28 protein-coding genes are annotated in these 23,487 nt (G+C 66.0%); 19 read left to right on the forward strand and 9 right to left on the reverse strand.

Annotated features, from left to right (window positions below):
• The gene (locus ORI27_RS09745; RefSeq protein WP_265996552.1) at window positions 1-795 is read left to right on the forward strand and encodes a FadR/GntR family transcriptional regulator; all 795 of its coding nucleotides are present in this window, start codon (window positions 1-3) and stop codon (window positions 793-795) included.
• On the opposite strand, the gene ORI27_RS09750 is transcribed toward ORI27_RS09745, so the two are convergent.
• Window positions 775-1,248, reverse strand: a complete 474-nt coding sequence (locus tag ORI27_RS09750) for a hypothetical protein (protein WP_266073927.1) — start codon at window positions 1,246-1,248, stop codon at window positions 775-777. The two genes, ORI27_RS09745 and ORI27_RS09750, sit on opposite strands and share 21 nt — an antisense overlap.
• Before the next feature lie 39 nt (window positions 1,249-1,287).
• Complete coding sequence (gene sigC / locus ORI27_RS09755) at window positions 1,288-1,875, reverse strand: RNA polymerase sigma factor SigC (protein ID WP_407666260.1); 588 nt, start codon at window positions 1,873-1,875, stop codon at window positions 1,288-1,290.
• Window positions 1,876-2,033: 158 nt separating this feature from the next.
• Here sigC and ORI27_RS09760 point away from each other — a divergent pair, with 158 nt between their 5' ends.
• From ORI27_RS09760 to ORI27_RS09770, 3 genes are read left to right on the forward strand one after another with little or no spacing between them, the layout of a single operon-like run.
• A complete protein-coding gene (locus ORI27_RS09760) occupies window positions 2,034-4,295 on the forward strand; it encodes a heavy metal translocating P-type ATPase (protein ID WP_265996555.1) in 2,262 nt (753 codons plus the stop codon).
• Window positions 4,296-4,313: 18 nt separating this feature from the next.
• Complete coding sequence (locus tag ORI27_RS09765) at window positions 4,314-4,532, forward strand: heavy-metal-associated domain-containing protein (RefSeq protein ID WP_265996556.1); 219 nt, start codon at window positions 4,314-4,316, stop codon at window positions 4,530-4,532.
• An 8-nt stretch (window positions 4,533-4,540) separates the two neighbouring features.
• Window positions 4,541-4,999, forward strand: a complete 459-nt coding sequence (locus ORI27_RS09770; protein ID WP_265996557.1) for a MarR family winged helix-turn-helix transcriptional regulator — start codon at window positions 4,541-4,543, stop codon at window positions 4,997-4,999.
• Between the two features lie 9 nt (window positions 5,000-5,008).
• Here ORI27_RS09770 and ORI27_RS09775 read toward each other — a convergent pair whose 3' ends face one another.
• Window positions 5,009-6,970, reverse strand: coding sequence for a cytochrome c oxidase assembly protein (locus ORI27_RS09775; protein WP_407666261.1), 1,962 nt, complete (start codon window positions 6,968-6,970; stop codon window positions 5,009-5,011).
• A 123-nt stretch (window positions 6,971-7,093) separates the two neighbouring features.
• Between ORI27_RS09775 and ORI27_RS09780 the strand changes: the two genes are divergently transcribed.
• Window positions 7,094-7,771, forward strand: coding sequence for a DUF5134 domain-containing protein (locus ORI27_RS09780; RefSeq protein WP_265996558.1), 678 nt, complete (start codon window positions 7,094-7,096; stop codon window positions 7,769-7,771).
• A gap of 53 nt (window positions 7,772-7,824) precedes the next feature.
• Here the strand turns inward: ORI27_RS09780 and ORI27_RS09785 are convergent, their stop codons facing one another.
• The 3 genes from ORI27_RS09785 to ORI27_RS09795 form a co-directional block, all read right to left on the reverse strand.
• Window positions 7,825-8,400 (reverse strand): hypothetical protein, encoded by a 576-nt coding sequence (locus tag ORI27_RS09785; protein WP_265996559.1) that lies wholly within the window; start codon window positions 8,398-8,400, stop codon window positions 7,825-7,827.
• A 25-nt stretch (window positions 8,401-8,425) separates the two neighbouring features.
• Entirely contained in the window at window positions 8,426-8,734 is a 309-nt protein-coding gene (locus tag ORI27_RS09790; protein WP_265996560.1) for a hypothetical protein, read from the reverse strand.
• 213 nt (window positions 8,735-8,947) lie between these two features.
• Window positions 8,948-9,673, reverse strand: a complete 726-nt coding sequence (locus ORI27_RS09795) for a zf-HC2 domain-containing protein (RefSeq protein ID WP_265996561.1) — start codon at window positions 9,671-9,673, stop codon at window positions 8,948-8,950.
• 79 nt (window positions 9,674-9,752) lie between these two features.
• Here ORI27_RS09795 and ORI27_RS09800 point away from each other — a divergent pair, with 79 nt between their 5' ends.
• From ORI27_RS09800 to ORI27_RS09825, 6 genes are all read left to right on the forward strand, one after another.
• Window positions 9,753-10,085, forward strand: coding sequence for an ArsR/SmtB family transcription factor (locus tag ORI27_RS09800; RefSeq protein WP_265996562.1), 333 nt, complete (start codon window positions 9,753-9,755; stop codon window positions 10,083-10,085).
• 107 nt (window positions 10,086-10,192) lie between these two features.
• Complete coding sequence (locus ORI27_RS09805) at window positions 10,193-10,891, forward strand: energy-coupling factor ABC transporter permease (protein WP_265996563.1); 699 nt, start codon at window positions 10,193-10,195, stop codon at window positions 10,889-10,891.
• 61 nt (window positions 10,892-10,952) lie between these two features.
• Window positions 10,953-11,297, forward strand: coding sequence for a PDGLE domain-containing protein (locus tag ORI27_RS09810; RefSeq protein ID WP_265996564.1), 345 nt, complete (start codon window positions 10,953-10,955; stop codon window positions 11,295-11,297).
• A gap of 4 nt (window positions 11,298-11,301) precedes the next feature.
• The gene (cbiQ, locus tag ORI27_RS09815; RefSeq protein WP_265996565.1) at window positions 11,302-12,078 is read left to right on the forward strand and encodes a cobalt ECF transporter T component CbiQ; all 777 of its coding nucleotides are present in this window, start codon (window positions 11,302-11,304) and stop codon (window positions 12,076-12,078) included.
• Window positions 12,063-12,815 (forward strand): energy-coupling factor ABC transporter ATP-binding protein, encoded by a 753-nt coding sequence (locus ORI27_RS09820; protein ID WP_407666262.1) that lies wholly within the window; start codon window positions 12,063-12,065, stop codon window positions 12,813-12,815. The genes cbiQ and ORI27_RS09820 overlap by 16 nt, the downstream gene beginning before the upstream one ends.
• A gap of 88 nt (window positions 12,816-12,903) precedes the next feature.
• On the forward strand, window positions 12,904-14,028 hold the full coding sequence (locus tag ORI27_RS09825) for a nitronate monooxygenase (protein WP_265996646.1): 1,125 nt from the start codon (window positions 12,904-12,906) through the stop codon (window positions 14,026-14,028).
• Between the two features lie 10 nt (window positions 14,029-14,038).
• Here the strand turns inward: ORI27_RS09825 and ORI27_RS09830 are convergent, their stop codons facing one another.
• From ORI27_RS09830 to ORI27_RS09840, 3 genes are all read right to left on the reverse strand, one after another.
• Window positions 14,039-14,653 carry a TetR/AcrR family transcriptional regulator gene (locus ORI27_RS09830; protein ID WP_265996567.1) on the reverse strand — a complete coding sequence of 205 codons (615 nt, stop codon included), beginning with the start codon at window positions 14,651-14,653 and terminating at the stop codon, window positions 14,039-14,041.
• Between the two features lie 78 nt (window positions 14,654-14,731).
• Window positions 14,732-15,037, reverse strand: a complete 306-nt coding sequence (locus tag ORI27_RS09835) for a DUF732 domain-containing protein (RefSeq protein WP_265996568.1) — start codon at window positions 15,035-15,037, stop codon at window positions 14,732-14,734.
• A 41-nt stretch (window positions 15,038-15,078) separates the two neighbouring features.
• A complete protein-coding gene (locus ORI27_RS09840; RefSeq protein WP_265996569.1) occupies window positions 15,079-15,393 on the reverse strand; it encodes a hypothetical protein in 315 nt (104 codons plus the stop codon).
• A gap of 234 nt (window positions 15,394-15,627) precedes the next feature.
• On the opposite strand from ORI27_RS09840, the gene ORI27_RS09845 reads away from it, so the two are divergent.
• From ORI27_RS09845 to ORI27_RS09880, 8 genes are all read left to right on the forward strand, one after another.
• On the forward strand, window positions 15,628-16,494 hold the full coding sequence (locus ORI27_RS09845) for an ABC transporter permease (RefSeq protein WP_407666263.1): 867 nt from the start codon (window positions 15,628-15,630) through the stop codon (window positions 16,492-16,494).
• A gap of 53 nt (window positions 16,495-16,547) precedes the next feature.
• Complete coding sequence (locus ORI27_RS09850) at window positions 16,548-17,342, forward strand: ABC transporter permease (protein ID WP_265996648.1); 795 nt, start codon at window positions 16,548-16,550, stop codon at window positions 17,340-17,342.
• A 6-nt stretch (window positions 17,343-17,348) separates the two neighbouring features.
• Window positions 17,349-18,464, forward strand: a complete 1,116-nt coding sequence (locus ORI27_RS09855) for an MlaD family protein (protein WP_265996570.1) — start codon at window positions 17,349-17,351, stop codon at window positions 18,462-18,464.
• Window positions 18,461-19,465 (forward strand): MlaD family protein, encoded by a 1,005-nt coding sequence (locus ORI27_RS09860; protein WP_265996571.1) that lies wholly within the window; start codon window positions 18,461-18,463, stop codon window positions 19,463-19,465. The genes ORI27_RS09855 and ORI27_RS09860 overlap by 4 nt, the downstream gene beginning before the upstream one ends.
• A complete protein-coding gene (locus ORI27_RS09865; protein ID WP_265996572.1) occupies window positions 19,453-20,433 on the forward strand; it encodes an MlaD family protein in 981 nt (326 codons plus the stop codon). Before ORI27_RS09860 ends, ORI27_RS09865 begins: the two co-directional genes overlap by 13 nt.
• 62 nt (window positions 20,434-20,495) lie before the next feature.
• On the forward strand, window positions 20,496-21,524 hold the full coding sequence (locus ORI27_RS09870; protein ID WP_265996650.1) for an MlaD family protein: 1,029 nt from the start codon (window positions 20,496-20,498) through the stop codon (window positions 21,522-21,524).
• Window positions 21,524-22,516 (forward strand): MlaD family protein, encoded by a 993-nt coding sequence (locus ORI27_RS09875; RefSeq protein WP_265996651.1) that lies wholly within the window; start codon window positions 21,524-21,526, stop codon window positions 22,514-22,516. Before ORI27_RS09870 ends, ORI27_RS09875 begins: the two co-directional genes overlap by 1 nt.
• Window positions 22,513-23,469: an MlaD family protein gene (locus ORI27_RS09880; protein ID WP_265996573.1), complete on the forward strand. Its 957-nt coding sequence runs from the start codon at window positions 22,513-22,515 to the stop codon at window positions 23,467-23,469. Before ORI27_RS09875 ends, ORI27_RS09880 begins: the two co-directional genes overlap by 4 nt.
• The last annotated feature ends 18 nt before the right edge of the window (window positions 23,470-23,487 follow it).

Genomic DNA, 23,487 nt, shown 5'->3' on the forward strand with positions numbered 1-23,487 from the left:
ATGGCTTCGGAGGGCAGGAGCGCAGCGACCCGGGAATCGGCTTCGGAGGGCAGGAGCGCAGCGACCCGGGAATCGTCCCGAGCTCCCGAACCGCAGCAGGCCTCCGAGGCCCTGCTGCGTCCAGTGCGCCTGGGCAATGCCTTCGAGGACACCGTCGGTCGGTTGCTGGAGACGATCAAGCTCGGCGTGCTGGCTCCGGGCGATTCGCTGCCACCCGAGCGTGAACTCGCCACCCGGCTCGGGGTCAGCCGCGACACGGTGCGCGAGGCGATCAAGTCACTGGCCGATGCCGGCTATCTGGTGTCGCGCCGTGGCCGATACGGTGGCACCTTCCTGGCCGAGCCGCTGCCCGCGCCGACTGAGGGCGTCGTGCGGTTCGGCCGGGCCGAGATCGACGATGCGCTGCGGTTGCGGGAGATCCTCGAGGTAGGCGCTGCCCGGATGGCCGCCACACGCACGCTGACCGCGGCCGAACGCGAGGGCCTCTGGTCTCGGCTGGCCGACGTGCGGGGCGCGTCCGCCGATGACTACCGGCGGCTGGACTCACGACTGCATCTGGCGATCGCCGAGGCGGCCGGATCCCCATCACTGGTGCCGTTGGTGGCTGAGAACCGGATGCGGCTCAACACGCTACTTGACCAGATTCCGTTGCTGCGCCGCAACATCACGCACTCCGACGAACAGCACGAGGCGATCGTGATCGCGATCCTGGCAGGCGATCCGAATGCGGCGGCCGTCGCGACGCAGGCCCACATCGCCGGGTCGGCCGCCCTGCTACACGGCTTCCTGGACTGAGATCCGGCGGATGTCGGGCTGGGACTGCCCCAAGGGGGTGAGGGTCAGCCGAAGCCACGTCGCGGTCAGAGCGGTGGCACACACCATTCCGATGACCATCCACGCCGAGGGCCCGGCTGAGAGCGTCTCAGGCGCGGTCTGGTGCCACCAGACGACACCGAGCCCGGCGACCGTCGACACGGCGCCGACACCGGCTGCGGCACAACACCAGCGGAAGCTGTGTCGCCACAGCGCCATCGATGACAAGGCGGACGTCAGCGCGAACATGACGGTGGCTACCCGGGACATCCAGATGCTGTGAACGTCGGTGAGCCAACCGGTCGCCGCGGCGCCGGCCAACAGGGCGGCGGTGATGAGTGCGAAGACCCGTACTCGTGGGCTGATCCACACGTCATCGAGTACGCGCCGTGCGATGCGGCGCAGCACGACTTCGACATTGTCGGTTCGGGGCACGTTCTGTGGTCGCACAGCTACCTCGGGTAGTTCCCCGGCTCAGCCCACCTGGTCGTCGCGGTGGGCCGCGCTGATCAGATCCTCGCGGGCCCGGGCCACCCGGGACCGGATCGTGCCCACCGGGCAGCCGCATACCTCGGCGGCCTCCGCATAGGACAGCCCGAGCACCTGGGTCAGCATCAGCGCGTGGCGACGGTCGGTGTCGAGGCCGTCGAGCAGCATCCTGATCTCGATGATGTCCTCGAACCGGGCCGCGCTGGGCCGGGTGTCGAGGACCTGGTCCAGGTCGATCCCGTAGCCGGTACGTGGCCGGGCCTGGTTGCGGCGGATCTGGTCGATGACGACGCGGCGGGCGATCGTCATCAGCCAGGTGCGGGCCGAGGATCGGCCGGAGAACCGGGGCAGCGCTCCCAGGGCGCGCAGAAAGGTCTCCTGCGTCAGGTCGTCCGCCTGGCCGGGGTCGCCGAGGAAGGCGACGGTGCGCCAGACGTCACGTTGAGTGGCCTTGATGAACGCCTCGAGGGCGGCCGAGTCACCCCGCCCGGCGGCCAGTGCCAGCACGGTCACCTGGTCGTCGTCGCGTTCGCTCACGGAAAGCAGCGTAGGGGATCGTCGCGACCAGCACATCTTCGGGCCACCGCGGAGCGGGGGGCACCGCCCGACGGCGTATTTTGGTGAAGGACGGTCCGCACCGCGAACGCACCGGGAACCTGTCGGCTGCGACAGCCGACTATCACACTCGGGACCGGTGTGCGGTCGCGGCCAACACAGAGCCAAGGAGGGCGATGACGGTATCCGTCGTGGGCGGTTCGTCCGCTGCGGACGCGCCCGGCATCTCCCACCGGGTCGAACTCGACGTCTCCGGGATGTCCTGCGCGGCGTGCGCCGCCCGGGTCGAGACCAAACTCAACAAAATCGACGGCGTCCGGGCCTCGGTCAACTTCGCCACCCGTGTGGCCAGCGTCGATGCCCCCGATTCGGTGGTCGCCGACGACCTGTGCGAGGTGATCCGCAAAGCCGGCTACGACGCCGCTGTCCGGTCGGCGACCCGGACCGAGCCGGCGGATCCCGATGACCGGCTGGCCCGCAACCTGCTGCTCCGGCTCGCCATCGCCGCCGTGCTGTTCGTGCCGCTGGCCGATTTGTCGGTGATGTTCGCCGTCGTCCCCAGTACCCGCTTCACCGGCTGGGCATGGGTGCTGACCGCCCTGGCCGCTCCGATCGTCACCTGGGCGGCCTGGCCGTTCCATCGGGTCGCCCTGCGTAACGCGCGCCACGGCACCGCTTCGATGGAGACGTTGATCTCGGTCGGCGTCACCGCGGCGACCCTGTGGTCGCTGTCCACGATCTTCTTCGGCCACCAGACCCGGCAGGTCCACGGCGTCTGGCAGGCGCTGATGGGCAGCGACGCCATTTATCTGGAGGTCGCCGCCGGCGTCACGGTATTCATCCTGGCCGGTCGCTATTTCGAGGCCAGGGCCAAGTCACGCGCGGGCAGCGCCTTGCGGGCATTGGCGGCGCTGAGCGCCAAGAGCGTGTCGGTGCTGCTGCCCGACGGCAGTGAGATGGTGCTGCCCGCCGACGAGCTCAAAGAACAGCAGCGGTTCGTGGTGCGCCCCGGCGAGACGATCGCCGCCGACGGTCTGGTGGTCGAGGGTGACGCGGCCATCGACATGAGTGCGATGACCGGGGAAGCCAAGCCGTCACGCGCTCATCCCGGCGGGCCGGTGGTCGGCGGGACGGTGGTGCTCGACGGCCGGCTGATCGTCGAAGCCGCCGCCGTCGGGGCCGACACCCAGTTCGCCGGGATGGTGCGCCTCGTCGAGGAGGCGCAGGCGCAGAAGGCCGACGCCCAACGGTTGGCCGACCGGGTCGCCGGGGTCTTCGTGCCGGTGGTGTTCGTCATCGCGGCGCTGACCGCCACCGGGTGGCTGCTCGCCGGGGCCGACGTCGACCGGGCGTTCTCCGCGGCGTTGGCGGTCCTGGTGATCGCCTGCCCGTGCGCACTCGGACTGGCCACCCCGACCGCGATGATGGTGGCTTCCGGACGCGGCGCACAGCTGGGCATCTTCCTGAAGGGCTACCGCGCGCTGGAGGCCATCCGCGCGGTGGACACCGTGGTGTTCGACAAGACCGGCACGCTGACGTCGGGACATCTGGCCATCACGTCGGTGACGGTCGTCGACGGCTGGCAGTCTGCCGAGGTCCTCGCGTTGGCCGGCGCCGTCGAGGACGCTTCCGAGCACGCGGTCGCCGTGGCCATCGCCACCGCCACCGCCACCGAAGACCGTCGCCCGGTGGAGGACTTCCGTGCTCATCCCGGGCGCGGGGTCACCGGTTTGGTGGCCGGACGCCGCGTCGTGGTCGGCCGGCCGTCCTGGGCCTGCGGGCAGTCGGACGCGCCCGAGATCTTGCAGCAGGCCCGGCGATCCGCTGAATCCCGCGGCGAGACCGTCGTTTTCGTTTCCGTGGACGGACAGGTGTGCGGGGCGATCGCGGTGGCTGACGAGGTCAAGGAATCGGCCGCCGATGCCGTTGCGGCCTTGCACCGCAGGGGTTTACGCACGGTGCTGCTCACCGGGGACAACGCCGCGGCTGCGGGTGCGGTGGCCGCCCAGGTCGGTATCGATGAGGTCATCGCCGAAGTGCTTCCGGAGGGCAAGGTCGACCTCATCGAGCAGCTGCGCGAGCAGGGCCGGGTGGTCGCCATGGTCGGCGACGGCATCAACGACGGGCCCGCGCTGGCGTCGGCGGATCTCGGCCTGGCGATCGGGCGCGGCACCGATGTGGCGATCGGCGCCGCCGACATCATCCTGGTGCGCGATGATCTCGATATCGTCCCGCAGGCTCTCGACCTTGCCCGCGCCACCATGCGGACGATCCGGACCAACCTGTTCTGGGCGTTCGGCTACAACGTGGCGGCCATTCCGATCGCTGCGGCCGGGCTGCTCAATCCCCTCATCGCCGGTGCGGCGATGGCGTTCTCGTCGTTCTTCGTCGTGTCGAACAGCCTGCGGCTGCGCAACTTCGACGCCCGCACCCGGTAGTTCCGAAAGGCAGATCACATGTCACAGCAGAATTTCCTGGTCGACGGCCTGCATTGCCAGAGTTGCGTGCGGATCGTCACGGGTGCGTTGACGGCCCTGCCCAGCGTCAGCGCCGTCGAGGTCGACCTCGGGGCGGATGGCCCGTCGACCGTGCGGGTCGACGCGGTCGCCGATCTCAGTGTCGACGAGATTCAGGCCGCGCTGCGCGAAGAGGGCGACTACACCGTCGTGAGCTGAGCTGGGTTATGAACGATGCCGACGAGAACCTGTTGTGGCTGCTCAAGCAGGCCTTCCACTACGCCGGGCACACCGTCAACGAGGCCATCAGCCACCACGGGGTGACCAGCGCCCAGATCGGCCTGCTCCGCCAACTTGCCGACGAGCCCGGGTTGTCTGGAGCGGATCTGGCGCGCAGGCTACTGATCAGCCCACAGGGCGCCCAGCTGGCGCTGGCCCCGCTTGCGCGCAATGGCCTCATTGAGCGCAAACCTGACCCTGAGCACGGTCGCATCCAGCGTGCCTACCTCACCGAGAAGGGGCGTCGCATCCTCGCCATGGCCCATGTCGATGCGATGACCGCCTACGAGTCGCTGTTCTCCGTCCTGACTGCCGGGGAGCGAAAGACGTTGGCAGAGTTACTTGTTCGGATTGTCGTGCAAGGCCACGGCGAGGTGTCGTTCACCTTGCATCCACCCGCCGACTGAACTACCTGATCAGCGTCGGTTCTTGGCCAGCTCGCGCAGCATGGCGTTGTAGGCGTCGAGGTCGTCGTCGTAGTGGGCGTCGGCGTGCCGGTCGGTGCGGGTCGCCGTCCGGCGATCCTGGCTCGCCCACTGATACACCAACGCCACCACCACAACGATGACCGGTAATTCGCTGGACCCCCACGCGATGGCTCCGCCGAGGTGTTGGTCGTCGCTCAGACTGGCCAGCCACGGCAGGCCCAGGTAGCGGTAGAACGTCCCGCCGAGGATCGAGGTCATGGTCATGGTGGCGATACCGAAGAACGCGTGGAACGGCATCACGGCGAACAACATGCCGAGCCGCCCGATGAACGGCAGCCGTTTGGGTCCGGGGTCGATGCCGATGATGCCCCAGAAGAACAGGTAGCCGGTGATCATGAAATGCACGCTCATGAACTCGTGGCCCCAGTGGTAACGCACCAAGGTGTCGAACAGGGGAGTGAAGTACACCGCATACAGCGAGCCGACGAACAGGACGAAAGCCGTTGCGGGATGGGAGAGGAACCGTGATGCCCGTGAGTGCACCAGCCACAGCAGCCATTCCCGCGGTCCCGGTGGGTGCCCGGCCCCCGCCGTCGGCAGCGCCCGCAGTGCCAGGGTGATCGGTGCGCCCAGGACCAGGAACACCGGGATGAACATGTTGAGCGCCATGTGTTCGGACATGTGCACGCTGAACATCGCCGACCCGTACGCGCGTACCCCCGAGCAGGTGGCCAACAGCAAGGCCGCACAGCCGAACAGCCAGGCCGCCAGTCGGCCCGTCGGCCAGCTGTCGCCGCGGCGGCGCAGCCGGATCACGCCGATCACGTAGGCCGACGCCATCACGACGGCCGCCGTCCCTAGCAGGACGTCGAAACGCCATACCGTCAGCAGCCGCAACGCGTTCGGCGCCTGTGGCAGCTCGTAGCCGAGGAACACATCCCACGCGGTGAACTGGTGCGCCAGCAGCCGTGGCGCGGTCTGGATCGCCATCGCCGAGACGGCCGCGACGACGAGGAGGGCCGCGAGTGCGCCCACCGAGGCGGGCAGGCCGCCAGCGTGGCGGCTTCGTAGTCGGTTGACGTCGACCAGCCACATGACCAGCAGCACCACGGCCGCGACGATCCCGAACCGTCCGTAGTCCGAGCCGGTCAGCCCGGGCGGGCCGGTGAGCAGATACAGCAGTAGCGCCCCGTACCCCAGGGCCACGGCCCCGGCGACCACCTCGATCAGCTGCACCCGCCGAAGCAGTTCGGCCTTCGGCGGGGCGATCGCGGCGCTTACCTTCACGCCGGTCAGCACCGCCAGCGCGAGGGCGAACACGATGACGGCGCTGGTCGCATAGTCGTGGTCGGGACCCTGTCCGGCGTTGCCGGTGACCGGCAGCGCGATCACCCCGATGAACGTCGGGATCAGCAGGATCGCGTGCGACACCCATCGCACGGTCAGTCGCAGCGTCACGGTCACCACCGCCGCGAACAACGCGGCCGCGATCCACCCCCGCGCCATCTCCGATGCTCCGAGTGCACTGCCGATGCCGCCATTGGCGATCAGTCGGAGGACGGGAACCCCGGCGGCGTTGGCGGCCTGGACCGCCACCATGGCCAGCGCGGTCACCAGCCAGAGCGGTGCCAGGCGTTCGACGAGCAGGTGCACCCGGAACGAGGCCGCATCCAGCACCCCGCGTTCGTCGGGATCGGCTGTGACGACGATGAACAGCAGACCGCCCAGGCAGATGGCCGCGGCCAGGGTGGCGGTGAAGTAGCCGACCACCTCGCCGACGCTGGTCGGCATGCCGGGGTAGGAGTCCCCGGTTTCGGTGAACCGGCGTTGGCCGGAGACGACGGCATAGCCGATCAGCGCGGCGACCAGGACGAGATAGCCGCCGACGATCCACCGACCTGCGGGCCGGCTGCCCGCCCGGGTCGACTCCGTCGTCGTCGTGGTGTCCACCTTCCACTGAAACTGAACCGCCAGTCTACGACTGTCCGTCGTAGCCGGGTCGCCGCGGTGGGAACTTTCTGGTGCGATGGTTCGACCAATGCTGACGGGTGCAACGAAGGGAGAGACTGACCGGTGATCGGAGACCTCACGCTGCGATGGGTCGTCACCATCCTGTTCGTTCTCAGCGCCGTCGAGTGCCTCGGCGCGCTCGCGGTCGGCAGCCGGCGGTGGACGAATGTGGTGGGCCAGCTGCTGCACGTCGTGATGGCGGTCGCGATGGCGGTGATGGCCTGGCCGTGGGGTGCTGCGTTGCCGACCGTGGCACCGATGGTGTTCTTCCTGTTGGCGACCGGGTGGTTCGTCGCGATCACGGTGAGCCCGATCGGAGCCGGCCATCGGCTCGGCGGCAGCTATCACGCGCTGATGATGCTGGCCATGGCGTGGATGTACGCCGTGATGAACGGACGCTTGCTGCCCGGCCAGGTGTCGCACTCCGGGCACGTGGCGAGCGCGGACTCCCCGGCCGCATCGTCGGGCCATGCCGGGCATGGCGGAATGCAGATGCCGGGCATGGACATGCCGGGCATGGACTTGCCGGCGGATAGCTCTGGCGGCGGATATCCGGCCTACATCGCGACGCTCAATTGGGTGTGGACCCTTCTGTTCGCGGTGGCCGCGGTGGTGTGGCTGTGGCGCTACCTTGCCATCCGGATGAACCGGGAGCCGGCCGACCCGGGCCGCACGCTGGGGATCCTGTGTCAGGCGATGATGGCCGCCGGCATGGCGATCATGTTCGGGGTCATGCTCTAAGAGTGACGAACTGTGGCCCGGCCAGGCCGGGCCACAGCGCCGCCCGTATTGCGCTAGCAGGAACCCTGCGCCCGCAACGCCGTCTTCGCCGTCATCGCGACACACGACCGCAGCGCGGTCGCCGACGCGCTGCTGTGGTCACTGGCGGGGACGTGGTGACCGCTCAGCTGGCGGATCACCGTCGCGGACAGGTCGGCCTCGTCCGGCAATGCCACGCCCTTGGCCTGCATGCCGTCGTAGGTGGTCTTGATCAATCCGCCGTTGAGCAGTCCGGTCACCGTGCCGTTGGAGCCGTGGGTGGGGTGGTCGTAGTCGGGCGTGCCAAAAGCGTTGTGGTAGTTGACGCCGAGGGGGGAGTCGTCAAGTGCCTTGTTGAGGGCGGTGTTCTGGTTGAAAACTCGATCGCCCAGCGCCTGAATGGCGCGCACACCGGGCGCCGGATTGCCCGGGGTGTCCTCGCTGCCGAAGCCGGGCCGGCCGACGGCATCACCCGATGGTGTGCTGTAGCCGTGGGCCTGCGCGGTCCCCGCCGCGGGGCTTGCGGCCGTGAGGACGACGGCGAGGGCGGCGCCGCTCATCGCCGTACCGGTGAGGATGCGCTGATAGGTCGTGCCGAATTGCGTCTTCATCTGGTCAGTGCCTTTCTCTGTGGGTTCAGCGGTTCTGGCCGTCGCACGCCGCGGTGGCGGGGCGCCGGCTGTTGTCGGTGCACGTGATCTTCGAGCCGCTGCCGGCGCTACCTGCCGAACTGCGGCCCGCCCCGGCTCCGCCGCCGGACTTGGCGCCGCCGGCTTTTGCGCTTCCGCTGCTCGAGCCGCTGTTGCTGCCGGAGTCCGAGCCGCCGTGGTCGTGGCCGGGATGTGCGGCGGCGATTCCCGGTGCGGCGACACTCATGGTGAGCGCGCCGGCGGCCAAGAATGCGCCGATGAGTCGTGGTAGCGCATGTGATCGTCTGTGCGTCATTGCCTCTCCCTGTGCTGACAAGCCGTTCTACTACGGTCTGTAGTAATCGAGGGTCCAGTACTGGCCCGCGGTGCTGATCGGCTTGGGTTTCTAGTTCAATCGCGTGTGCGGATCCGAACGCTGGCGGCGACCGTGGTCGTCACAGCGGACGTTCAGGAAATGCACAGACGATTGGTCGTGGGAACTCGCGGAAAGTTCCGCGACTTCGCGGGGTCAGGCCGCCGACCCGTCCGTGGGGTAGAGGTGCCCGCGGCGACGGCCACGGGCGGCGTTGTCGGGCAGGACGAGGTCCTCGGTGCCCGGTGCGGCGGCTGATCGGGGTTCGGGCCCGGATACCCGGGTGTCGCGCCAGACCAGCAGCGCCAGAACCGTTCCCGCCAGCACGGGCACATGGGACAGGATCCGGCCCGGGCTCACCGCACCCGACAGGGCGTCGTGGATGACGTATCCGGTGAGCAGCACCGTGAACACCGAGAGCACCCCGGCCAGGCCGGCGGCCGCGCCCGGCCGCGCCGCCGCGAGGATCATGACCGCACCCAGCGCCGCCGACCATGCTGTCGACTCGTTGAGCAGGTGCCCGCCCATCATCGCGTGGTGGCCGGCCGCCGCCGTGCCGACGTCGGCACCCACGGCCTGGGCGAGTGCGACGAGGAGCTGGGCCGCCCCGATGATCGCGAGCGTCCAGCGTGGCCAGCCGACGGCGGGAAGCCACCGACGCGCCCGCGAGGGTGCCTGTCGTGTCGTGGGCGCGCCGACGGCCGCCACCTGGGACCGGCCGGCCAGCCGCCGAAGCTGCTGGGTTTGCTCGACAGCCTGGCCGTACCACGCGCGGCAGTGGTCACAGGTGGTGAGATGTTCGTCGACGCGGGCGGCGGGAACGGGTTCACGTTCGCCGTCGAGCCGGGCCGACAACGCCTCCCGGGCGACATCGCAGTCCACACTCCAATAGTCGCGTATCCGGCCGGGATTGTTCCAGCGTCCCCGGCTCGGGCGCTGCGGTGGACTAGATTCCTAGACCATGGACGGGCCAGGGGATGAGGGCAAGGTCCAGCGTGCCTCGTCCGCACTGGCCGATGTCGACATCGGCGGCTGGACATTGCGGTTCGATCTGCTCTCCGATCCGCACCGGCTGGAGATCCTTCTCGGCCTGCACCGAGCGCCCGGCATCTGTGTCGGTGACCTCGCCGCGGCGGTAGGCCGATCGGAAAACGCTGTTTCGCAAGCCCTTCGGGTTCTTCGCCAGCAGGGTTGGGTCACCTCGACCCGGGTGGGGCGCCAGGTCACCTACCGCCTCGAGGACCACACCGTGCACGACCTGTTGCACTGGATCGGCGCCGCACACACCGAGTGAGTCGATCGGTCCACTCGAATATCTGTACAGGTAGACAGATATCGAGCTCGCGCACTAGGCTCGGCAAGTGGGCCGGGGGACCCGACCCCACCGGCGAGGAGGCAGGCTTGAGCGTCCAGATCACGGCCATGCACATGAGCGACGGCCTGGTCAACGCGCCGACATCGGTGGTATTCGGGGTGCTGGCGATCGCGGTGGTGGCCTTCTGCGGATGGCGGGCGCGAACCGAGCTCGACGAGCGTACGGTCCCGCTCGCCGGTCTGGTCGCCGCGTTCATCTTCGCGGTCCAGATGATCAACTTCCCGATCCTGCCGGGGGTCAGCGGTCACCTCCTCGGTGGCGCGCTGGCAGCCATCCTGGTCGGTCCGTATACCGGCGTGCTGTGCATCACCATCGTGCTCGTCGTGCAGTCGCTGCTGTTCGCCGACGGCGGGGTGACCGCACTTGGGATGAACATCACCAACATGGCGCTGATCGGTGTGGCCGCCGGATACACCGCCGCCCGCGTTCTCTACGCCTTGGTACGACGGCGGCGCCCGGGTTCGGTACCCGCGCTCGGCGTCGTGGGATTCATCTCGGCGGTCATCGGAACCGTCTGTGCGTCGATGGGTTTCGTCGTCGAGTACGCGCTCGGTGGCGCGACCCCGACGTCGCTGGGCACGGTTGCCGCCTACATGCTCGGCACCCATGTGTTGATCGGCATCGGGGAGGGGCTGATCACCGCGGTGACGGTGATGGCCGTCGCCCGGTCTCGTCCTGACCTCGTCTATCTGCTGCGCGGCGACCGTGAGGCGGTGCCGGCATGAGCGACGCTTGCGGAGCGAATCAACAGCCGGCATGCGGGACCCGAGCCTGCGAGGGAACCGCATGAGTCCCCGGCGCTGGCAGTTCTGGGTCGGCTTCGGGGTCTCGATCCTGTTGATCGCCGGGGTGGTGTCCTACTTCGCCAGCTCGAACCCGGACGGGCTGGACTCGGCCACCCGGCAGGGTTGCCACGTCATCGACACCGCCAATGGTGAACAACTGTCCGGTAATTGCATCGCCCAGCATGCGACTCAGCACGCCATGTCGGCGTCGCCGCTGGCCGACTACACGGTGCTGGGTCATCCCGCCAGCGGTGGGCTGGCCGGGATCATCGGAGCCGCTATCGTGCTGGCCATCGCCGGCGGTGCGTTCTGGCTGATCTCGCGCACCCGCCGCGCGAAGGGCTGATGAGGTGGGTGCCGGACACTCGCATCCGTTGTATCGCGACGGTGAATCGCGGGTGCATCGCGCCCCGGCAGAGGTCAAGATCGCCGGCCTGGTGCTGTTCGTCCTCGCGGTGGTCGCCACGCCTCGCGAAATGATCTGGCCGTTCGCGGTTTACGCGGCGATCGTGCTGGTGGTATGGCGGGTGGCGGGTATCCCGTTGCGGTGGATCCTGCCGCGGATGCTCATCGAGGCGCCCTTCGTCGTGCTCGCGGTGCTGCTGCCCTTCGCCGAGGGGGGTGCCCGGGTCGAGGTGGCGGGCATGGCGCTGTCGGTGACCGGTTTGTGGGCCGCCTGGGGGATCGTCGTCAAGGGAACCCTGGGCGTGGCAGCCTCGCTGACCGTCGCGGCCACCACGTCGGCGCGGGAACTGCCGCTGGCGCTGAGCCGGCTCGGCGTACCGGGTCTGGTGACCTCGATGCTGGTGTTGATGATCCGCTACGTCGACCTGCTGTCGGCCGAGGTGGGACGCATGCGGATGGCGCGGATCTCCCGCGGAGACTCCCCGCGGGCCATCCACCAGGCCGGAGCGATCGCCAAAGGCGTTGGTGCACTGTTTCTTCGGTCCTACGAGCGTGGCGAACGAGTGTACGTGGCGATGACATCGCGCGGGTTCGACGGCAAGGTTCCCGAGCTCGCGATCGTCGGCGCCGGGCCACGAGCATCCGGGGCGCAGTGGGCGTATGCACTGACTCCGGCGGTCGCGGCGGCCGCGGTGGCGGCCTCGGCATGGGTGCTGCGGTGAGCGCGCCGGCGATCCGCGTCGAGAGCCTGCGCTACCGCTACCCCGACGGACACGCCGCCCTCGGCGGTGTCGACCTGAGCATCGACCCCGGCGAACGGGTGGCCATCCTCGGGCCCAACGGAGCGGGCAAGACCACCCTCATGCTGCACCTCAACGGGGTGCTCACCGCCACCTCGGGTTCTGTCGAGATCAGCGGAATCCCGTTGAACCGCAAGACTCTCCGTGATATCCGGCGCCGCGTCGGGCTGGTGTTCCAGGACCCCGACGACCAGCTGTTCATGCCGACCGTCGCCCAGGATGTCGCATTCGGGCCGGCCAACTTCGGTGTGACCGGCGACGAACTCGCTGCGAGGGTGGCGAGCGCGCTGGACGTGGTGTCGATGACCGAGCAGGCCGACCGCAGCCCCGCGCACCTGTCCGGGGGTCAGCGTCGGCGCGCGGCGCTGGCCACGGTGCTGGCCTGCGAACCGGAGATCCTGGTGCTCGACGAACCGTCGGCGAATCTGGATCCGGTGGCGCGCCGCGAACTGGCCGAGACGCTGGCGACCTTGTCCGCCACGATGCTAGTGGTCACCCATGATCTGCCATACGCCGCGCAGTTGTGCGACCGGGCGATCGTCCTCGACGGTGGCGCGGTGGTCGCCGACGACACGATCACCACGGTGCTCGCCGACGCGGAATTGCTTGCCGCCCATCGGCTCGAACTGCCGTGGGGATTCGTCGTTCCGGCCCGCTGACCTCTTCCCGCGGGGGGTGCGGCGATTCCGTTCCACCGCGTATACCGGACAGTAATCGTCCGAATTGTGATTTGATCAGTGCATGAGCATTCGCACGGCATTCACCGATCTCATGGGAATCGAACACCCTCTCGTCGGTTTCAACCGCTCGCCGGCGGTCGTGGCAGAAGTGACCAACGCGGGTGGCTTGGGAGTGCTTGCGGCAACCGCCTACACTCCCGAACAGCTCGACGCACAGCTGACGTGGATCGAGGAACAGACGGATGGCCGGCCCCATGGTGTCGACCTCCTGGTGCCCGAAAAGGTTGCGATCGGCGATGCCGGCGATCTCGTCGCCAGCCTGCGTGCGCAGATTCCCGACGTTCACCTCGAGTTCGTCGAGCGTCTCATGGCCAAGTACGAGATCCCGGCGATACCCGCGGAGGCCACGCCGCTTGTCAACGACGAGATTGCCGCTGCCCTCAATCCCGAAGGTGCACAGGCACTTATCGATGTCGCCCTCGGGCATCCGATCGCGTTGATCGCCAACGCGCTGGGGACGCCACCGGCCTCGCTGGTGGACAACGCACACGAGCGGGGAGTGATCGTCGCGGCGCTGGTGGGCCGTGCCAAGCATGCCCGCCGTCAGGTCGAGGCCGGAGTGGACGTCCTGATCGCGCAGGGTACCGAGGCCGGTGGCCATACCGGGACCATCGCGACGACCGTGCTCACTCCAGAGGTGATATCCGTGGCGCAGGGGCGGCCGGTACTCACGGCAGGAGGCGTCGCATCTGGACAGCAGATGGCGGCCGGCCTGGCTCTCGGAGCTGCCGGAGTCTGGTGTGGATCGGTGTGGCTCAACAGCATCGAGGACATCACACCTGATGCGATCAAACGGAAATTCCTCTCAGCCAGAAGTTCCGACACTCTGCGATCACCGCTTCGCACCGGAAAGCCGGCCCGGCAGCTCCGCAGCGCATATCACGACGAATGGGAGGCCGACGGCCTGCCGGCGTTGCCGATGCCGCTACAGCCGATGCTCGTCAACGAGGCGTTTGGCCGAATCGATGCGGCGGCAGCCGAGGGACATGCCGGCGCGCTGGCGTTGGAGACCTTCTTCATCGGTCAGGTGGTAGGTGCGTTCGCCCGTCTACGGCCAACCAAAGAGATCGTCGAATCGATGGTCAGTGACTGCGACGAGCGGCTGCGCGAACTCGCAGCGCAGCTGCGTTGACCCGCCGGCATCAGTGTGACCTGGTGCCCACGATTGCTGAGGTCAACACCAGATCCACGACGTCTTCGGTGTACTGGTTCGCTTCGCGCGACAGGCGAGCACGACGCGAAGGGGGTGTGGTCAGGCACCGCATGAGCAGCGCACCGAACAACGCGTCGAGGAGCAGTGGGACGCGAGTGCCGGCAGGCAACTCCCCGCGAGAAACCCCGCGGCGAACGATGCGGCGCGTTGACGAGGCGTTCGCGGCCACGAAGACTTCCCACCGCGGGGATAACTCCGGCACCATCCGGGCCTCGGTCGACAGCCGCAGTACGACGTCGCCGTTCTTGCCGGTGAGCAACCGCATGATGCTCCGGGCGAGCACCACGAGATCGCCACGCACGCTGCCGGTGTCGGTGTCGTAGGGGAGGTCGATTGCCGACTCGAGGCTGTCGAGTAGCAGCGTCGTGGCGTCCGACCAGCGAAGGTAGATCGACGACTTGCCGACCCGGGCTTCACGGGCGACTGCGTCGATGTTGAAGCCCGCCCAGCCCACTTGGCCGTACACTCTTGCAGCCGCGGCATGCACACGTTCGTCGAGTTCGGGGTCGCGCGGTCGGCCCGGACTGGCGTTGGTCTGAGTCATCGACACCCTCTCGAGTGGGCGAGTAGTTACCCGCAGCCACATGTCTGCTCTGCGTGGCTCAACCAAGCCTAAATGCAGCTAGCCGTCGATCCGGCTCCCATACCAGGGGCAGTACTCGTGGACGGACATCGCGAAGAACGTGTTCGCCAAGCTGAGGTCCACGGCCAGATACCGCGAGATACGATCCCGGATCTGCTCGGGATCGCGGTTGCGATCCAGGAAGTAGCAGGCTGATCGCGCGGTGCTGATCAAGTTCGGCGATGACTGCACGAACCCGAGGTTCTTCAGGTCGCGGACGAAGCTGTCGTTGTCAGCGTGAGCCAGTGGAGACACGCCCAGGAGTGCGGCCGTGAGGGCGATTCCAACCGAGGTGGCGGTACGCATGCGCGATCTCCTTGCCGAGACCGATACTGCACGGTCATGAACTAGCTCGGACACAGGTAAACCAGAGCCAGTTGTACGACGGCTGGAGTGACCAGCGTTGCCTCGTAGCCGACCAGCCCGTTCCGGCGCTGATCACAGACCAAGCGCCCGAGGCTCAGCAGCTCTCCATCGCTGCGAAACTCGGTCGGATCACGGTATTGCGAGAAGACCTCGCGGACCCGGACGAGGTACTCGTCCTCCGCAGCTGACAACGGCGTCACGGGGTCGGCTGTTGCGTGCGGCGAGATTGGTATCTGGGCCAGCGGCGCGGCGAGTGCGAGAAGCGTGCTCGCTACCAGGTGTCGTCGAACGCTCACGTGCGGTTCCTCTCGTTCGGGCCCGATCGCCGTCGCGCAGCACTCGCGTCGAGGCTTTGCTGGATCCGCTCCTCATCGACGCTGGGCCTCCGCTGGTGTGTTTGCGCTGACGTCGCAGACACGCTTGTGGTCGCAGTCACACTCTGATTTACTAACCTGGTTAGTGTATTGCATAACTTGCGGCCTGTCAGCGACCTGCTTCAGACGGCAATTCCTGGTCCGAGAGGAGATTGAGTGGCCATCCGGGTTGGTGAGCCCGCCCCGCCGCGGCGACTGACATCGGTATCGGCCACTGTGGGCCGGTCGGCGTCCAAGGTTGCGGCCATACCAGTGCGCGCCTCGGGCACCACCGGGCGCGGAATCCGGCTCGCCGTCGACGTTCTCCGCTACGCGGTGTACGACACGCTCACCCTGCGGATGCCCGTCAGTGAGTTCCTCTGGCAGGCCTGGGTGCTGCTCAAAGTCACCGCCACACCGGCCTTGCTGATGGCGATTCCGTTCGGTGCGATGGTCACGGTCGTGACGTCCGGTCTGGTATCGGAGGTCGGTGCGACAGCTCTGCTCGGCGCGGCCAGCGGCGTCGGTGTCGTTCGACAAGGGGCGCCGATCACGGCGGGACTCCTCATGGGAGGTGCCGCGGCGTCGGCGATTGCCTCCGACTTCGGGGCGCGAGCGATGCGAGAGGAGCTCGACGCTTTGCGGGTACTGGGCATCGACCCGGTCCGCAGGTTGGTCGTACCGCGCTTTCTCGCGCTCATCCTCATCGCTCCCATCCTCTGCATGATCATCATCGCGTCGGGCACCGGTGCCGCCTTCCTCCTCTCGGTAACGGTCAACGAGGTCGCACCCGGTTCGTTCTGGAGTTCGTTCGGCACATTCGCCGACATGGTCGACGTCGGCTTCGCGATCGCCAAGAGTGTGGTCTTCGCGGCAATCGTGGCGATCGTCTCCTCGCTGCGAGGTATGGAGGCCAAGGGTGGTCCACGGGGTGTGGCCGATGCGGTCAATGCCGCAGTGGTCATCAACGTGGTTCTCATCGTCTTCGCCAACCTGGCGATCACCCAGATTCAGACCATGTTCTTCCCGATGGCGATCGCGTAATGGCAGCCCCTGCTTCACTTCTGAGCGTGCGGGTGTTCTCGGCACGGACGGCGATGTCGCCGCTTCGGACGATCGGCCAATGGGCGTTGTTCATCGCGCAGACCTTCTTGTACCTGCCGTTGACGGTGCGAAAATACACCCGGCAGACCTTGGCAGCGACGATCAACCTCGCGTGGGGACGCGGCTCACTGATCGTCGATGGCGGCACGATCAGTGTCCTTCTGATCCTCGGCATGGCGGTCGGCGCTTCCCTGGCCATCGAAGCGCTGGCCACCCTCAACATCATCGGGTTCGGCGCGCTGTCGGGACTGATCGGTGGGGTGGGTGCTGTCCGGGTCATCGGACCGCTCGTGGCCGGTATCGCCTTCACCGCACAGGCGGGTACCCGGATGACGGCCGAGATCGGCGCGATGCGGATCTCCGACGAGATCGACGCGGTCGAGGTGATGGGACTCCGGCCGATCCCATTCGTCGTCGGCACCAGGATGATCGGTGGATTGCTTTGCGTCGTACCCGGATACCTCCTCACGATGGTGGCGACGTTTTACATTTTGGAGACCGTCGTCACGACGTTCAGCGGCGAGCCGGCCGGAACCTACGATCATTACTTCATCCAGTTCTTGACACCGATCGACTTGTTGTACTCGCTTATCAAGGCGACGACCTACTGTGTCGCGGCAACCCTGATTCACTGCTACTACGGGTATTTCGCCTCCGGCGGTCCGGTCGGAGTGGGCCAGGCCTCGGGTCGAGCGGTCCGCGCGAGCTTGGTGACCATCATGATCCTGGACTTCGCGACCACTGTGCTCCTGTGGGGGCTCAAGCCTGAGTTCGTGTTCAAGGGATAGCCCGACGTGCTATCGAGAGGCTCTCAGAAACACCAGGACCGGGTGCTGGCGTTGAGTGGTGTGACCGTGCTCGCCGTCATCGCGCTCGTGGTGATCCTGGTCGTCGCGCATCCCTTCCGCGGGCGCGATGACAGCCACTTCTCGATCGTCATCAACACGCCCTACATCGGTCAGGGAGTCGCGGCGGGCACCGCGGTTGTGTTGCACGGCGTGAAGGTCGGCAACGTCGTCGATGTCGCCGGAGTTGCCGGTGGTGGCGTTCGACTCGTGGCGGAACTCGAAAAGGGGCCGGTACGAGGTCTCACGGATGCTATGACGTTGGATTTCCGGCCGATCAACTACTTCGGTGTCGCAGGTGTCAACCTCAGGCCCAATCGCGGCGGACGGGTTCTACACGAGGGAAGCGTGATCAGTTCCGTGCCGGTGGGTAACTTCACCCTCTCCGAGCTGCTGTCCCGGCTCGGAGATGTTTCGGCGGCCTCGCTCACACCGCAGCTCGTGCAGGTGATCGACAAGGTGACGCGTTACACCGATGGCCTCAATCCACTCTTCGAGACCGCGGCAAAAGTGACCCGGGCCGCCGCGGCCATCCAGACGGTTCCCACCGAGCAGCTGCTGACCAACGCGGCATCCATTGTGGGTGCATTCCCCGAGTTCACTGATTCCGCGCTCGAGGCCACCAGGCGGACCACCGATTTCTCCTATTATCCCGGGCTGACCTGCCCACCGCCGCAGACGGTTTCGCAACGCATCACCTATCCCTACCTCGAATGTACGAAGGTGGAGAACCTTGCCGACGAGTCTGAAGAGTATTTCCAGGCCGCACCTGTCGCGTTTGCCAAGATCGCTTCCGACGGTCTGTTCGCGGCGGTGGGACAGCTCGAACGAAGCCACGTCGACGACCTCTACGGGTTGATCGCCGGTATCAAGGCGATAACCGATGTCACGCCGCCGTTGCTGCGTCCGCAGGACCTCGCCCAGAAGCTGGCCGAACTGCGATCCCGGTTCGAGCGCCTGTACGCGGGCAACGGGGATCAGCGCGCCATCTCGGTGCGCGTGGTGCTGGACAGCCTGCCCGGGATCGCCGCTCCCATCGGCATCGTGATGGAGGGATCTCAGTGAAACCCCTTGCAAATCTGTGGCGTATCGGTCTGAGCATCGCGGTTGCCATCGTATTGTTCATCCTGCTGTCGAACACGCTGACCAACCCCGTCGCTGTCGATACACGCAGCTATACAGCCGAGTTCACCGACGCCTCGGGATTGCATCCGCACGGCGACGTCCGCGTTCGTGGCGTTCGGGTGGGCAAGGTCGACGCCGTCGACCTTGTGCGCCGGGACGGCCAGAACGTGGCGAGGGTGTCCTTCACTCTCGACAAGAAGTACGGCATCGTGTCGCTATCCAGGCTCGCCATCAAGTTTCAAGCGCTCACCGGAGTGCGGTACATCGACATCGACGATGCTGTCGAAAGTTATCGGGTGGGTGACCTGATCACTCACATTCCGACAACCATGACGAGACCCTCGTTCGACGTCACGGCGTTGTTCAACGGGCTGCAACCGGTGCTGGCAACGCTGAGCCCCGAAGAGATCAACGACTTCAGCTCGAAGGCCGCCACCCTACTCACAGGTGATGGCGGGGGGCTGGCGCCAGTGCTGGCCAGCCTGCGCAACCTCACCGAGTTCGTGTCGAATCGTCAGCAGGTCGTGTCGGTGTTGATGAACAACCTCACCAATGTGGCCAATGCAATCCAGAGCAAGTCGGCGCAGTACATCCACCTCATCGATCTGTTCAATCAGCCGGTGGATGCCGCACTCACCATCCTCGACGAGTTCCGCAAGTCACTGCTGTACGGAAAGAACTTCTTCGACCCGGTCATCCGGTTGCTCAACAGTGCCGGCCTGAAACCGGGGATAAATATCGACGAGGCATTGGATCGTGCCTTCAGCAATCTCGACAATTTCTTCGACGCGATCAAGCTCGTGCCGGTGATGTACGAGAACATTCGGCCGCCCGGTGAGAACGACGATGTGGTCCAGCCGTGCTCACGTGGCCGCTTCCAACTCCCAGAGACGATGGACGTGCTACTGAACGGTCAGCGGGTGGTCCTGTGCAATCGCTGAATCCGAAGAAAATTCTCGGCAGTCCGACGGTTTGGGGGGCGGGCGGGATTGCCTTTGCACTCATAGTCGCCATGGTGCTCGCGTACATCTACCACCACCCGCCGGGTCAGAACAAGCTTGTCAGCTTCTACACCGACGACGCAGCGTCTATCCGGGTGGGAGACCAGGTCCGCATGGCGGGGATAGCGGTCGGCAAGGTGGACAAGTTGTCGTTGGAGCCGGATCAGGTCAAGGTGATTGCCCGAATCGACAACACCGCGTTCGTCGGCGATCGATCACAAGTGGACGTGCGGATGCTCACGGTTGTCGGTGGTTACTACGTGAACGTGGTGTCGGTCGGCGATACCCCGCTGGGGGATACGGTGATTCCGCGCACTCGAGTGACGATGCCCTACAGTCTGATCCAGACGTTGACGGACACCACCAAGATCACCGAGAAGGTGCGGACCCAGCCGTTCAACGACTCGTTGAATCAACTCCAGCAGGGGCTGTCCGGCACCAACGTCCAGGTTGTGTCGACCATGGTCGATGCGGGCAATGCCATCATGTCGACGGTGGAGCGCCAGCGCGGCCAGATCACACAGATTCTCGGAATGTCGGACGAGTACATCAGAGCGCTCGCCGAATATCGCGACAAGTTCACTCAACTGGTGCGGAAGGTCTCGATCCTGACGCAGACACTGGCGCTCTACAACGGTGGCATGGAGAACACCATCACCGGCTTGGGCACAGTCTTGATGCAACTCAAGACCGTCGGGGACTTCTATGAAGGCCACCGTTTGGAGTTCATCGAGCGGGTGCGCAACTATCTGCACGAGGGACAGTTGTTCGTCGAACGCAACGGGCTGACGATTCGTGCCCTGAAGCGGGTGCAGAATCTGTTCGACCGAATTCTCGACGCGCAGAACGCCAGTCCGGCCCTGCTGGCCACCGACATCTGCATGCCGATCCCGGGGAGTGCGTGCTGATGTCCGGTATTGCGATCGATAACGCGCGCCGCGCGGCGTCGGTATCACTCGCTGTTTCCGTGATGCTGGGGTGTGGATCGTGCGCGCCCCGGGTCAGCGAACACGGCGCCCGGTACTGCGCGATCATGCCCGATAGTATCGGACTCTACGTGGACAATCCGGTCACCCAAATGGGTTACCAGATCGGCAGGGTCGCGAACATCACACCGTCGGCTCAGTCTGTGCGTGTCGAGTTTGTGGTGGACGAGCAGCGAGCCCTGCCGGACAACGTCAAGGCTGTCATCAGGTCGACGTCGATCCTCGCCGATCGGGCATTGGAATTGGTGGGGAACTACAGCGGTGGTGCCACGTTGGCTGCGGGTGCCTGCATTCCGCTGGACCGCTCGTTGACGCCGAAAAGTCTCTCTCAAGTCATCGGCGCATCGACGACGTTCGTCAACTCGATCAGTCCGGAGGGCTCGGACAACATCGCCGGGGTCGTCAAGGGGGTTGACGAGGCGCTCCGGGACCAGGGGCCCAACGCGAACAGGCTACTCAATTCGGCGGCTGCCGCGCTGGATTCGCCCGATCAGGCGATCGGAGATCTGGGGTCGATCGTGACCAATCTCGGTACGTTGACGTCGACACTGGTCGATCTCGAACCGACCCTCAAAGAGGTGTTCCAAGACGCCGTCGTGGTCGCGCCGGAGGTCAATACGACGCTCTGGTCGGCGTCGATGGCCTATGAGGGAATTGTTCCGATCTTGACCTTGGCCTCCGATCTCGAGGTCGAACTGGGGCCCCAGATTCAGCAACTGCTGGATGCGGTCGCGGTGACGATCAGGAAGCTGACGCCGCGCGCTCCGTTCTACGCCAGTTTGCTGAACATCACTCCGCGCCTGATCAATGGACTGGCCAACATCGTCAACACCCATCAGTTCGGAACATTGAGGTACCGACCGCCGCTGTACCGGATCCGGACGCCGGACGGCGTTGCGCAGTGCAACATCATGAATGCATCGGTGCCCGGCAGTTGCGCGAACGTTCAAGGAACCCCCTATGCCGTGGACGTCGCTCTGCTCCAATACGTCCTCACGCTGGCGAGCCGATGATGCCGCGTCTGTGGTGGGCCGCGATCGCTGTCGGTGGCGTCCTGTCGTTGTCCTCCTGTGCGTCGATCAATGTCAACTCGATTCCCCAACCTGGTGCGTCCTATCGCGACGGTTACGACGTCGTGATGCGGTTCGAGAGTGTGCTGAACCTTCCCGCGAGGGCGAAGGTGGTGCTGGACGGTGTGAACGTCGGAGTCGTGTCCGACGTGAAGTTGACTCCTGACGCCGTCGATGTCACAGTGCGCGTCGGTCATGATGTCGTGATTCCGTCGAACGTCCACGCAGTTCTTCAGCAGGCGACTGTCCTCGGTGACATCTACGTCGCTCTCGAGCCACCGCAGGACGGCAGTCCGAGCGGCCCGGGGCTTCGCCCAGGTGCCGTCATTCCTCTCTCGCAGACGACGTCACCTCCGCAACTCGAGGACACGATCGCGAGCCTCGCGAACTTTGTGTCGAGCGGATCGATCCAGCGGGCCCAGAACACGATTGTCCGGCTCAACCGCGTCGTACCGACGACGGACGAGGTCCGACGGCTGACGACTCAGATAGACACCAATTTGATTGCGCTGTCGACGAATATCGACCAGGTCGACAAGCTGCTCGACGGTGCGGCACGGATGGCGGCGACTCTCAACGGCCACGTGCCGGAGTTGAACTACGTCCTTTCGCCGTACGGCCAACTCGGTCTGGAGCGTCTCATCCGTCTCACGAACTCCGTCGCCACTCTCCTTCCCGGCGTCGGCAGCATTGCGTCCGGTGGCTACTGGCTGGTTCCATTCCTCAACTCCGCAGCGAATGCGATGGAGGCTGTGCAGCAGTCCAAAGTGGCCACCGAAGAGGAGATCCCGCGGTATCGCAAGCTGTTCACCGACTACTTTCTCACGGAAGACAAGTACCCGGCGATCAACATCACCTCGATCGTCGGCCCAGACGGTCGAGAGTTGTCGGGCAACGTGCAGGACGTATTGCGGATCTTGGGGGCGATTCCATGAGGTTCGCGTTTCGGGCACGTGATGTCGCGTCCTTCCTCGCATTTGGCGTGATCATCGTCTTCGTCCTCGGCTATCTCGCCATGCTCGGGTTGCGTGTCACCCCGCCGGAGGACAGAACCAACCTGTCCATGGACGTACCCGACGTCAACGGGGTGGTCGTGGGATCGAACGTCCTGCTGCGCGGGGCTCCTGTCGGCAAGGTAACCGGGGTCGCGACATCCCTGAACGCAGCGAGGATCGACTTCTATGTCGAAGGGGGGTACCGGATCCCGGTCGACACCGAAGTACGTCTGGAGAACCTATCCGCGCTCGGGGAGTCCTACCTGGGACTGATGCCACGAAGCCAAAGCGGGCCCATGCTGCAGAATGGCCAGCGGATTGCCACGAGTGAGGTCGTTCAGCCACCGTCGGTCTCCGAGTTGGCCACGAGTGTCACCCGGGTGCTCAGCCAGATGAATCCCGAAGCGCTGAACCGGGTGATCAGCGAAACAGATACGGCGCTCCCGGATCCGACCACGACCCTGCCGAGTTTGTCGCGCGCGAGCCGCATGCTCAACAACACCGTCGACGAGATGAACGGTCGCGGACAACTCCTGCTCGGCAACTTTCAGACTCTGCTGGCCAACGCCGAATGGGTCAGTCCGATCCTTGAGTTCCTGACCCCACACATCCGTGAGATCGGCAGGGGCTCACAAGATTTCTACAAGCACGTGCCGATCCTGAATCATCGTGGTGAGCCGGGTAACGTGACCAACTTGAACAAGCTGGTCGCCCGCATACAGGCGCTGCTCGACGACCGCGGCAGTGACCTCAAGGTGCTGGGTGAGGCGTTCCAACCCAAGCTGAACGCCATCGCCGCGTCGCTGATGAACTTTGATACCGGCCAGCTATTGGACAACTTCCTCGAAACGGTCCCCCCGGATGGGACCATCACGCTGAGGGTGCGGCCGTGAAGTCGAGCTCCATGACGA

This window comes from Mycobacterium pinniadriaticum (genome assembly GCF_026242045.1).
GTDB classification, from domain to species: Bacteria; Actinomycetota; Actinomycetes; order Mycobacteriales; family Mycobacteriaceae; genus Mycobacterium; species Mycobacterium pinniadriaticum.